The sequence below is a fragment of the Massilia sp. UYP11 genome (assembly GCF_050434805.1).
GTDB lineage: Bacteria > Pseudomonadota > Gammaproteobacteria > Burkholderiales > Burkholderiaceae_D > Telluria.
Genome location: NZ_JBNDJE010000022.1, coordinates 1 through 10975, shown reverse-complemented (window position 1 = coordinate 10975; position 10975 = coordinate 1). Strand labels below are relative to the sequence as shown.

General features: G+C 65.6%; 12 protein-coding genes. 7 read left to right on the top strand and 5 right to left on the bottom strand.

The annotated features are described in order from the left end of the window. From ABIB38_RS20860 to ABIB38_RS20835, 6 genes are read left to right on the top strand one after another with little or no spacing between them, the layout of a single operon-like run. The gene (locus ABIB38_RS20860) at positions 1–831 is read left to right on the top strand and encodes an enoyl-CoA hydratase/isomerase family protein (RefSeq protein WP_313032986.1); all 831 of its coding nucleotides are present in this window, start codon (positions 1–3) and stop codon (positions 829–831) included. 31 nt (positions 832–862) lie between these two features. Continuing rightward, positions 863–1693 carry an SDR family NAD(P)-dependent oxidoreductase gene (locus tag ABIB38_RS20855; RefSeq protein ID WP_429206616.1) on the top strand — a complete coding sequence of 277 codons (831 nt, stop codon included), beginning with the start codon at positions 863–865 and terminating at the stop codon, positions 1691–1693. Beyond that, positions 1693–2619 (top strand): quinone oxidoreductase family protein, encoded by a 927-nt coding sequence (locus ABIB38_RS20850; protein ID WP_429206615.1) that lies wholly within the window; start codon positions 1693–1695, stop codon positions 2617–2619. The genes ABIB38_RS20855 and ABIB38_RS20850 overlap by 1 nt, the downstream gene beginning before the upstream one ends. 12 nt (positions 2620–2631) lie before the next feature. Continuing rightward, positions 2632–3624, top strand: coding sequence for a Rieske 2Fe-2S domain-containing protein (locus tag ABIB38_RS20845; protein ID WP_429206614.1), 993 nt, complete (start codon positions 2632–2634; stop codon positions 3622–3624). Further along, positions 3621–4655 carry an oxygenase gene (locus ABIB38_RS20840; RefSeq protein WP_429206613.1) on the top strand — a complete coding sequence of 345 codons (1035 nt, stop codon included), beginning with the start codon at positions 3621–3623 and terminating at the stop codon, positions 4653–4655. Before ABIB38_RS20845 ends, ABIB38_RS20840 begins: the two co-directional genes overlap by 4 nt. Further along, entirely contained in the window at positions 4656–5876 is a 1221-nt protein-coding gene (locus ABIB38_RS20835; RefSeq protein ID WP_429206612.1) for a multidrug effflux MFS transporter, read from the top strand. It abuts the gene before it with no gap. A 31-nt stretch (positions 5877–5907) separates the two neighbouring features. On the opposite strand, the gene ABIB38_RS20830 is transcribed toward ABIB38_RS20835, so the two are convergent. From ABIB38_RS20830 to ABIB38_RS20820, 3 genes are all read right to left on the bottom strand, one after another. Then, positions 5908–6477, bottom strand: a complete 570-nt coding sequence (locus ABIB38_RS20830; RefSeq protein ID WP_429206611.1) for a 3-phenylpropionate/cinnamic acid dioxygenase subunit beta — start codon at positions 6475–6477, stop codon at positions 5908–5910. Positions 6478–6518: 41 nt separating this feature from the next. Continuing rightward, positions 6519–7916: an aromatic ring-hydroxylating dioxygenase subunit alpha gene (locus tag ABIB38_RS20825; protein ID WP_429206610.1), complete on the bottom strand. Its 1398-nt coding sequence runs from the start codon at positions 7914–7916 to the stop codon at positions 6519–6521. An 82-nt stretch (positions 7917–7998) separates the two neighbouring features. Continuing rightward, a complete protein-coding gene (locus ABIB38_RS20820; RefSeq protein ID WP_429206609.1) occupies positions 7999–8463 on the bottom strand; it encodes a bacteriohemerythrin in 465 nt (154 codons plus the stop codon). Positions 8464–8576: 113 nt separating this feature from the next. Between ABIB38_RS20820 and ABIB38_RS20815 the strand changes: the two genes are divergently transcribed. After that, a complete protein-coding gene (locus ABIB38_RS20815) occupies positions 8577–9128 on the top strand; it encodes a glutathione peroxidase (protein WP_429206608.1) in 552 nt (183 codons plus the stop codon). 82 nt (positions 9129–9210) lie between these two features. Here ABIB38_RS20815 and ABIB38_RS20810 read toward each other — a convergent pair whose 3' ends face one another. Together ABIB38_RS20810 and ABIB38_RS20805 are read right to left on the bottom strand one after the other, a co-directional pair. Continuing rightward, a complete protein-coding gene (locus tag ABIB38_RS20810) occupies positions 9211–9663 on the bottom strand; it encodes a hypothetical protein (RefSeq protein ID WP_429206607.1) in 453 nt (150 codons plus the stop codon). 63 nt (positions 9664–9726) lie between these two features. Further along, a protein-coding gene (locus ABIB38_RS20805) for an IS3 family transposase (protein WP_429206606.1) occupies positions 9727–10814 on the bottom strand; the annotation gives its coding sequence in 2 pieces (ribosomal slippage) (positions 9727–10562 and positions 10562–10814; 1089 coding nt in all). Positions 10815–10975 lie beyond the last annotated feature (161 nt).

Sequence of the window (10975 nt, the reverse complement as noted above, 5' to 3'; positions counted from 1 at the left end):
ATGGACGTGCTCGACCAGAACCCGATTGCCGGCGCCGCAAGGACCGTGGTCAACGCCGCCGTCGTCATCGAACGGGACGGCGCGCTGGCCTGGGTGGTGCTGACCCGCGCGGCCCAGATCAATGCCATCAACGACGACATCCGCCAAGGCGTGCCGCAGGCGCTGCGCGAGCTCGACGCCGACCCGGAGGTGCGCGTCATCGCCATTCGCGGCGACGGACCGCGCGGCTTCTGCGCCGGAGCCGACATCAAGGAAAAACGCGCGCCCGAGACCGCCATCGAGGTGCGGCGCCGCATGCAGGGCGCGCGCTGGATCGAGGCGATCGACGCGGTGCAGAAGCCGGTCATCGCGGCCGTCCATGGATACTGCATGGGCGGCGGGATGGAACTGGCGCTGGCATGCGACATCCGCTTCGCGGCGCCCGACGCGGTCTTCAGCCTGCCGGAAACGGCGCTCGGCCTGATTCCGGGGGGCGGCGGCACCCAGCGCCTGGCCCGCGTGGTCGGGCCGGGGCGCGCGATGGACCTGCTGCTCACCGGCGAGCGCCTCGATGCCGGGGCCGCCCGGGATATCGGACTGGTTACCCGCATCGCGAGCGAATCCGGCGCGCTGGTCGCGGAAGTGCGTGCCTTCGCGCTGCGCATCGCGGCGCGCGCACCCGCCGCCACGCTGTCGGTCAAGCGGGCGGCGCGCAGCGCCCTCGACCTCGAGCTGCGCCAGGGCCTGGACCTCGAGCTGGACCTGTTCGCGATGCTCAAGCCGAGCGAGGACGCACGCGAAGCCGCGCTGGCCTTCAGCGAGAAACGGCCGCCCCAATTCACCGGCCGCTAAAAGCGCGGCACACCCTGACGGAGACAGCGAGATGAATAACAAGAAACTGGAAGGCCGCGTCGCCATCCTGACCGGCGCCGGCAACGGACTGGGCGCCGAGGCGGCGCGCGTGCTCGCCGGGCACGGAGCGCAGGTGGCGATCGTCGACATCGACGGCGATGCCGCACGGCGCGTGGCGGCGCAGATCGAGGATCAAGGCGGACAGGCGCTTGCGGTGCAGTGCGACGTCTCGCTCGAGACCGAGGTGCGCAACATGGTCGAAACGGTCGTCGGCCGCTTCGGCCGGGTCGACATCCTGCACAATAACGCCGCGGTGCTGAGCGTGGAGCAGCGCCAGCGCGACCGCGACGTGATCAACATGGATGTCGAGGCCTGGGACCGGGCCATGGCGGTCAACCTGCGCGGCGCCATGCTGTGCAGTAAATACGCGATCCGCGAAATGCTCAAGAACGGCCGCGGCTCGGTCATCTTCGTCACCTCGGGCCTGGGCGTACAGGGCGACCTGTCGCTGTCCGCCTACGCGGCCTCGAAGGCCGCCCTGATCATGCTGAGCCGCTCGGTGGCGGCGCAATATGGGAAGCAGGGCATCCGCTCGAACGCCCTGCAGATCGGCCTGGCCCCGGCCGAGAATGCGCACAGCAGCATGCCGGCGCCCCTGCTCGACATCCTGCGCGACAACCACCTGACCCCCGAGCTGGGGACGCCGCGCCAGATCGCCGACGTGGTCGCCTTCCTGGCATCCGACGAATCCGCCTTCATCACCGGCACCACGCTGGTGGCCGACGGCGGCTTCGGCAGCCACACGCCCTCGCTGGTGGCGATGAAGGCCTTGTTCGCGCAGACCGGCGCGAAGGGGATGTGATGAAGGCTGCGATCATCCACGAACGCGGCGCTGCGCCCGTCGTCGGCGAGTTCCCGGAACCGGGCCCGAAGGACGGCGCGGTGCTGATCGACGTCGACACGGCCGGCCTGGGCGGCTGGGACGTGCTGGGCGCCTACCGCCTCGGCGTGCAGTACCCCTGCGTCATCCGCGGCGAAGGCGTCGGGCGGGCATCAGGCGGGCGCCGGGTCTACTTCGGCGAACGCTCGGTGCTGCCCTATGGCGCCTGGGCCGAGCGCACCCTGGTGCCGGCCGAGGAAGTGTGGGAGGTGCCGGACGACGTCGACGACCGCACCGCCATCACGATGGGCATCGCCGCCACCGGCGCCCTGGTGCCGCTCGAGCAGGCCGACATCCAGCCGGGTGAGCAGGTGCTGGTGCTGGGCGCCACCGGCACGCTCGGCCAGATCGCCCTGCAGCTGGCGCGCCATTTTGGCGCCGGCCGGGTGGTCGCCGCCGCTCGCTCGCCTGACGCGCTGGCGCGCTTGAAGGAACGCGGAATCGCCGACGAAGTCGTGGTGCTGGGCGGCGCGGACGATGCCGCGGCGCTCAAGGCCGCCGCCGGCGAGGGCTTCGACGTGGTGCTCGACCTGGTCTGCGGCCAGCCGATGATCAATGCGCTCAAGGCCACGCGCTGGGGCGCGCGCATCATGACGATCGGCACCGGCGCGGGCCGCCAGGTGAACCTCGACATCGCCGACCTGCTGTTCCGCACCCTGTCGTGCATCGGTACCGGCCAGCGTCCGCCGGCCGAGCGCCGTGCGATCTGGGAGCGTCTGCTGCGCATCGCGCGCGAGCAGGACATCCGGGTCGACTACGCCGACTTCGCGTTCGACGACGCGGACAAGGCTTGGGCAGCGCAGGCCGCCGGGCCGCATGCGAAGATCACTGCGCGCGTGCGTGGCTGAGGGAGTGTGGCGATGACGACTGGACAATGGTGGATCGTGGCGCTGTCGGAGCAGCTGGCGCCCGGCAAGACACTGGCGGCGGTGTGCGACGGCCGGCAGCTGGCACTGTTCCGCAATAACGAGGGCGAGGCCTTCGCACTGGAAGACCGTTGCCCGCACCGGCGCGTGCCGCTGTCGCCGGGGCTGGTCAAGCCGGGAGGACTGCAATGTCCTTACCACGGCTGGACCTTCGACGGCGCAAGCGGAAAATGTACCGACATCCCCAACCTGCGGCGCGAGGAGAAGATTCCGCCGGCCGTGGCACAGGCCTACCCGGTCGCGGAACTGAATGGTTTCGTGCACGTCTTCCTGGGCGATGCGGCGCGCGGTGGCGAGCCGGATGCCGCGCTGCCGGCGGCCGCCTACCGTGCGGCCGGGCGCGAGTACAGCGGAACCGCCGTGGCGAGTATCGCGTTCGAGGAATACCTCGACGTCATGCTCGACGGGCCGGAATGCCTGCTGGCCTTTCCCGGCGTCGTGGTCACCGACTTCTTCCTGGGCGATCCACGCCGCGACGGGCGCCATCTCGTGCTCGATCGCGGCGCTGTTTGGAAGGGCAAGGGCATCGGGCCGGCCTTCGTGCGCGACCACCCCCTGCTGGTGCGCACCCGCGTGCCGCTGGCCGGCGGCGACGTCATCGTGGAGCTGCTGGACGCCGACGAGCGCGCGCTGGTGACGGTATTCGTCGCCGCCACCGCCAACCGCCGCGGCACCACCAGCCTGGCATGGCGCGGCTTCGCCCATGGGCACGCGGGGGACGCGCCGCTGGGCTGGCGCCTGCGCCGGCTTGCCGGCAGCGCGCCGTTTGCCATCAACCATATGATCGACGGGCGCGCCGTCGCCGCACTGGAGATCGCGCCGTCGCGCGATCGCAGGCGTGGGCCGGAGATTGGCACGCCGATCACGCCGGTCGCGCCGGCCGCGACGGATGCCGCGCCATCTGCGCAGGAAAGGAGCCTGGCATGAACCTGGACGACAAGGGGGCGCGCTTTGCCGCGCCGGACGAGAAACGCGACTGGGTGCCGGGAAACATCGACCTGCGCGATACCTGGTTCCCGGTGGCCTACAGCGCCGACATCGGCGGCCGGACGGTGCGCCGGATCATCCACGCGCAGGATGTCTACCTGTGGCGCGAGCAGGGCCGCGTGCGCGCCGCCGAACTGCATCCGCAACTGTCCGGGCAGATGCGCCGCCGGCCCACCGCCTTTACCGGCGGTTCGGGCTACTACCCGGTCCGGGAGCGCTATGGCTACGTCTGGGTCTGGTACGGCAATCCGGACAACGCGCATGAAGAGCTGATTCCGCGGATTCCCTTCCTGCCTGCCGACGGCATCGGCATTCCGCGCTACACCCAGCGCTCGGTGCGCTTCGACGCGGCCTCGCCGCTGTCGGTCGAAAACCTGATCGACCTGACCCATGCCGATTTCCTGCATGCGAACACGATCGGCGATGGCCAGTCCGACAGCGACGTGGTCGAGTTCAGCTCGACCTCGGAGACGCTGACGCGCACCCGTATCGTCACCCGCAAGTCGGTGGCGCCGGTGATGCGCTGGATCGGGGGCGTGCGCGCGCAATACCAGGACCTGCGCGCCGTGCTGCACGTCCACCTGCGCAACAACCTCTGCATTTCCTACCCCAGCTTCGAGCCGGGCTACGCGATCCCGAACGTGCAGCCCTTCGTACCTGTCGGCAGGCACCGCAGCCGCGTCGACCAGACCAACTACACGGTCCATGCGCCGGCGCCGTTCCGCTGGGTGATGCCGCGCATCTCCTACGTCATCCAGCCGCAGGACAATTCGGTGCTGCGTCCGCAGAACGCGCGTTACTTCGACACGGGCCAGCGCCGTGACCTGAGCTCGCGCTTCGACGCGCCGGGCAACCGCTACCGGGTGCTGCTGGCGCGGCTGGCGCAGCGCCAGCAGCAGGGCGACTTCAGCTACGGTGCCGATGCCGACCCCGCGATGGACATTTCGCAGCTGCTCGGCATGAAGGCCTGAGTGCCGCCGGCACCCACTGCACGTGTGCCGGGCCTGTTCGGCATTACCCTGATCCTGGCCGGCCTCGCAATGCTGGGGCCGTTCTCGATCAACGCCTACCTGCCGTCCTTCCGCGAGATGGCCCTCGTCTTGCGGACCGACGCCGTGGCGCTGCAGCAGACCATATCGGTCTATTTCTTCGCATTCGCCTTCATGTCGTTGTGGCACGGCGCCATCTCGGACTCCTTCGGCCGGCGCCGGGTGGTGCTGTGGGGCCTGGCGGTCTACACGCTGTCCTCGCTGGGCTGTGCCTTCGCCACCGGCGTGGAGCAGTTGTGGGTACTGCGCGCGCTGCAGGGATTCTCGGGGGGCGCCGGGATCGTCATCGGGCGCGCGGTGGTGCGCGACCTGCACGAAGGTCCCCTGGCGCGGCGCATGATGTCGCAGGTTGTGATGATCTACGGGGTCGCGCCGGCGATCGCGCCGCTGGTCGGCGGCGCCCTGCAGATCGCGTTTGGCTGGCGCTCGGTGTTCCTGTTCCTGGCGCTGCTGTCCGCCGGCCTGCTGGCGGCGGTGGCGCTGCGCCTGCCCGAAACGCTGCCGCCGCAGGCGCGCCGGCCGTTCGACGCGCGCGACCTCGGGCGCGGCTATCTCGCGCTGCTGCGCAACCGCGGCTTCATGGCGTGGACGCTGGCGTACGCGCTGATGTTCGGGGCCTTCTTCATCTATGTCCTGTCCGCGCCGGTGTTCGTGATGAGCCACCTCGGCCTCGGGGAGGGAGACTTCGTCTGGCTGTTCGGGCCGGCGACGGCCGGGCTGGTCTCCGGTTCGGCGCTGGCGGGACGCGTGGCGGTGCGCTGGTCGTTCGGGCGCACGCTGGCGACCGCGTTCGCACTGATGGGCGCGGCAAGCTGCTACAACCTGCTGGTGGCCTGGACGGCGCCGGATGGCGCAGGCTGGTATGTCGCCTACCTGTTCGTCTTCAACCTGGGGATGTCGCTGGCGATCCCGGCCATGACCATCCGCGGCCTGGACTGTGTCCCGGCCCGCCGCGGCATGGGCTCGTCGGTCCAGCTGTTCGTGCAGACCGGCTTCAATGCCGTCATCGCGGCCCTGCTCGCGCCCTTGATGTGGGGTTCGCTGGTGTCGCTGGCCTGCGGCGCCGCGGGATTGTGGCTGTGCGCCGGCGCGGGCGTGATCCTCGCACTGCGCTTATCGAAAGAAAACCCGCCCGCGACCTGACGGCGGCGGGCGGGTTCGGAAGTGCTGCCGCTTACAGGAAGATGCCGAGGTTCGGTGTTCCCAGCACGGCCTGGTCGATGATGACCTCGCGCCGCGCCAGCAGATAGCCTTCGTCGGTCTTGCGGATCACGTCGTGGCGTTCGCACGGGATCAGGTCGAACTTGTCGTTGTCGAAGCGGTTGCGGGTCAGCAGCAGGTAGCTGTGAACCTTGAACTCGTTCTCCTTGTCGGTGCGGTAGACCCGGATGTTCGACACCATGTGCTTGGTGCGCGAGGGCGGATCCTCGCCCCAGGCGCTGCGCGTGTCCATCACCCGCATCACGCGCAGCATGATCGAGCGGTAGTCGTCGAACATGTGCTGCACGGTGCGCACGACCGACTTGTCCTGGTCGCGCGTGGCGCGGGTGTGGCGCAGCGGCACCGTGTATTCGATGTCCTTGGCAACCATTGCGATCCAGTCGCGCAGGCGCAGCGTGTCGAAGTATTCGGCTTCGTCGTACATGAATTCGACGATGTCGTTGTACACCTGGCTGCCGATGGCGACCCGGTTGGCGCGCACCGAAGGCGGCAGCGGCGTCGGTTCGAGCGGATTCTTTTCCATGTGAGTCTCCTGATGGTGTTGTCGGGGTTCGGGCTGATCGTTCATTCGGCAGTCATCAGCTCGTGCCAGTACTTCCACCATGCCCACTGGGTGTCGTCCTTCGTGAAGCCGTCGCCCACATGTCCCGGGCCCGGCCAGCCCTCGGGAGCGCCCTTGTCGAATTTCGCCTGGTATTTCAGGGTGATGGTCTTGCTGACCGCGCCCTTGGCCACCTCGGTCTGGTGCGGCCAGGTGTCCGAGTCTTCCATCTCCACCATGCCCGAGGTGCCGAGCATCTGGACCGACTGGCGCAGCATGCGCGCCTTGAGTTCCGGCGGCGTGTCCTTCTCGGCGAAGATCCAGTTCATGAACTCGAGCTTGTCCGGCCCCTTGGGGATGTAGGCATGCAGCGCGCAGGCGCCGACGATGGTGCCGTCCGGCTGCGGCAGGTAGATGAACTCGAACAGGCCGTTCGGGAAGAAGCCGCCGACCTGGGGCGGGCGCCAGGACATCAGCTTGAGCTGGCCGTCGTCGAAACGTTCCAGCAGTTCGGGGACCATCTCGGGCGTGATGCCCGGCGGGGGCAGGGCGGTCAGGCGCTCAACCGGGGACAGCTCGGCCGGGTTCTTGCCGGTCAGGCGGACGATCTTGCGGTCCAGGTCGATGCAGCGCATGGCGTGGCCGTGGTCGGTCCAGACTTCGCTGCCATACATCTCGGGCGACAGGTCGGCGCCCTTGCCCTCGGCGTCCGGTTTCTTCGCGTAGGGGCCGACTTCGGCGAGCCAGCGGTGCAGGGTGAGCGTGTGGAAGCCGTCGGCGGCCGATTGCTCGCAGGCGGTTTTCCAGTTGGCGTTCAGGCGGAAGCGCTGCGGCGGGCCGAGGACCTCGAGGCCACCCTTGGTGCGCAGGAACAGCGTATCGAAATAGTATTTGGCGTCGCCGAAGAATTCCTCGAGGCTCGGGCCGTCGATGTTCCAGGTGGCGAAGATCAGGCCGCCGTACAGCGCGACGCGCGCCTTCTTCAGGCCCAGCTGGTCCTTCGGCGTCATGCTGCCGTGCATGCATTCCTTCTCGACCGGCGCGCCGATGAAGTCGCCGTTCGGCTTGAACGCCCAGCCGTGGTAGATGCACATGTGGACGTTGGTATTGCCGGCGTCGTGGGTCTGCACCTTCATGGCGCGGTGCGGGCAGACGTTCAGGGAGACGTGGATCTCGTTGTCGCGGTCGCGCGCGACGATCACGGCATCGGAACCCATGTCGCGGGTGATGAAGTCGCCCTTGTTCGGGATTTCGGTCTCATGGCCCAGGAAGATCCAGGTCTTGGCAAAGATCCGCTCCATCTCCAGTTCGTACAGCTCCGGATCGGACAGGGCGCGTACCTTGACCTCGCGTGTCTCGTGGTTGATCAGGTCCGAGATCCTGGTCCCGTCCCGCAGTCTCATTTCGGCATTCTGGTGCATCGTTGTCTCCTTTGTTTTGCCTGCTTCTGGATTGTACACAAACCAGAAATATGTTCAACAAATGGATGGCACGTGCAAGGATTTATTTTGCCGGCGCCGCGCTTGCCGCCCCGGTGCGCCGCAACACGACGGGAATGCCGCCCATGCGCTTCTTGACCAGCCATTGGGCGAGCGAGGCGTCCATGTAGTCGGCGTGGCCGGGAAACCAGCGGCTCAATTCGCGCGCGAGGGCACGGCAGGTCGCCTCGTGCCCACCGCCGGCCAGCAGTGCGCGCACTTCGTGCACCGAGGCCAGCACGGCATTGTGTTCATCGATATGGCATTGCGCTGCGGGGAATTCGGTGGCGAGCATCCACTTGCGCTCATCCTCGAAGTGGCGTTCGGCGTGCACCAGGAAGTCATCGAGCAGGGCTGCGAGCTTGCCATCGGGCGCGGCCAGCATGGCGCCGACGATGTCGACGAATTCGCGGTGGGTGTCGTCCATGGCGCCATGGCCGAGCAGGAAGCGGTCGGACCAGGTGAAATGCGGTTCGGGATTACTTGACATGTACTGGCCTCGCTAAAGAATGCTGCGACACTTTTTCTTAAAGTGTCTATCAAAATGGTAGCATAGGTTTGCAGGTCGTCGGGAATATCGCAACCAGGGGAGGGCAGCACAAGATGGAAACGCAGATCGTCGATATACCATTCCGTTTGATGGATGGCAGGGAAGCGAGGCTGGCCGACTACGCCGGGAAAGTCGTGCTGGTGGTGAACGTAGCTTCGCAATGCGGGCTGACCCCGCAGTACGAAGGCCTGCAGCGCCTGTTCGCAGCCCGGCGCAACGCGGGGCTGGTGGTGCTGGGTTTCCCCGCCAATGATTTCGGCGCCCAGGAGCCCGGCAACAACGAGTCGATCGCCGAGTTCTGCGAGACGAAGTACGGTGTCGACTTTCCGCTGGCGCAGAAGATCGCAGTCACCGGTCCCGGGCGGCATCCCCTGTACAGCGCGCTGACGCGCCTGCAGCCGCAAGCGATCGACCCTGCGGACGGCGCGATGCGGGAAAAGCTCGCGGGCTATGGGTATCGGCAGGCCGAGCCGGCGGATGTGCTGTGGAACTTCGAGAAATTCCTGATCGGGCGTGACGGACGCGTGGTCGCGCGCTTCAATCCCGATGTCGTTCCGGATAGCCTGGTGCTGGTCGAAGCGATTGAGCGCGAACTACGGGCATGACATCCTGTCCTGCCGCGCGCTGCTGACGGTCTTAGAACCGGGTTCAGGATATCTTGGTCGAGAGGCTGTGTCTCATTGACGGTTAGTGAGCAAAAGGATTTGCATACTCGATCGCGCCTGTCGTTTTGTTATACGCGACAGTAATCGGATTACTACGACGAGAAGGATCAAACCCAATCTCGACAAGTACGCCTTCACCTCTTTCATGGCATCGCTTAACAAAATCGAGGAACGCGTCCGTTAGTTTGGCATAGTCATCTCTTTCGGCCACTTTCGGTATCAGGAGCTTGGCGCTTCTATCGTTCGGAAGTTCCGCCCAGATTGAGAAGCCCATTGAGAACGGATCATTCTCGCCAGTTTTCCCAGGAGTGCCCAACAAAGTGGGCTCGATTCTAGGCATCTCCATAGTCTTCTGAGTCAGTTTAGCTAAAGCTTCTTTGAGTACCAAGTAATGGTCTTTACCCAGCTCCTTTAAAATCCCTCCAAAGTAATTACTTGCGATGAAAACAGCACCCATGGTCATCATAGTCCACATGATGCCTGCGTAAGGACCCTGATGGGTAATCCCCCCATTTTTAGAGCGGGCTAAAAGTAGAGGTTAAGCGGCAAGGGCAAGTTTCTGTTTTGGTGTGATGCCGCCGAGTGCCATGTTGGGGCGGTCGTGATTGTAGGTCCACAGCCAGCGAGTGGCAAATTCCTGGATCTCGTCGAGCGTTTCAAAAAGGTGGTGAGCCAGCCAGTCGTAGCGTACGGTCCTGTTGTAACGCTCTACGTAAGCATTTTGCTGAGGCTGACCCGGCTGGATGAAATCGATGCGGATTCCGCGTCTGGCGGCCCAAGCCAACGTCACGGCGCTGATGTATTCCGGGCCGTTGTCGCAGCGGATCGCGCTCGGTTTGCCACGCCATTCGATAATCCGGTCCAGCGACCTGATGACGCGTTCGGATGGCAGCGAGAAATCGACATCGATTCCCAAGCCTTCCCGATTGAAATCATCGATGACGTTGAACAGGCGGATGGTGCGTCCGTCGGCAAGTTGGTCATGCATGAAGTCCATCGACCAGCTCTGGTTGATCGCGGTCGGCACAGCCAATGGCAGCGGCTTCTCGCGTACCAGGCGGTGGCGCGGCTTGATTCGCAGATTCAGCTCGAGCTCACGGTAAATCCGGTAGACCCTTTTGTGGTTCCATTTGAAGTTTTTAACGTTGCGCAGGTACAGAAAGCACAGCCCAAAGCCCCAGTTGCGCTGGTTATTCGTCAGCCGTACCAGCCAATCAGCGATGACGCTATTTTCCTCGTCCAGCTTGGCCTTGTACCGGTAGCAGGTCTGGCTGATGCCAAACGCCCTGCACGCCAGGTTAATCGTGGCTGACCGCTGTGCCACGGCCCACTGCGCCATCTCTCGCCGCTGAGATGGCGCTACCACTTTTTTGTCAGCGCCTCCGCGACGATCTCGGCCTTCAGACGCTCCTCGGCATACATCTTCTTCAGGCGCCGGTTCTCATCCTCGAGTTCCTTCATACGTGCCATGAGCGACGCGTCCATCCCGCCGTACTTGGCGCGCCACTTGTAGAACGTGGCGTTGCTGATGCCGTGCTCGCGGCACAGCTCCGGAACCGGGCTGCCGGCTTCGGCTTGCTTCAGGATGGCGATGATCTGGCTGTCGGTAAAGCGGGACGTCTTCATGTAGAGCTTCCTGTCTTAAGTAGAAAATTCTACTTCTAAACGCGCTCCTTTTGCGGGGGGATTACCGAATTACATGGCACGTGAAAGACGGTTGTTTTCAGAAGAGTTCAAGCGCGAGGCAGTCAAGCTGGTAGGCCAGCCTGGTGCGAGTAAGGCGGCGA